Origin of the sequence: Polynucleobacter sp. MG-28-Ekke-A2 (genome assembly GCF_035012985.1) — a bacterium.
Classification (GTDB): domain Bacteria; phylum Pseudomonadota; class Gammaproteobacteria; order Burkholderiales; family Burkholderiaceae; genus Polynucleobacter.
Window position 1 is genome coordinate 1 of sequence record NZ_JAYGQU010000074.1, and the last position, 270, is coordinate 270.

Annotated in this window: 1 protein-coding gene; it reads right to left on the reverse strand. The window is 48.1% G+C overall.

The window, feature by feature from the left end; all coding sequences use genetic code 11:
• Window positions 1–270, reverse strand: a 270-nt coding sequence (locus tag VC188_RS11980) for an IS110 family transposase (protein ID WP_323484116.1), incomplete at both ends; no start/stop codon positions are given.

A 270-nucleotide genomic window follows, 5' to 3' on the forward strand; every position in this document is an offset into this window, starting at 1 on the left:
CTTGGAGATCATGATGCCCTGCAATTAATGGGTCAACATAACGTTGAATAATCCCTTGCTTAAGCAGCTCTAAAAGCACTGCAGCATCCTTGGGGTCATTTTTATCCCAGGAGTTGAACATCACCTCTCTGTACCGGGCACTAGCTACCGAGGAAATAAAACAGACTTCAAACCCCGCCGCTACCAAGCGATGCCCTAATGCGCGGTGGTAATTGCCGGTTGCCTCAAACCCAATAATGCAAGGCGGCGGTAAGCTCTTTAGAAAAGCAA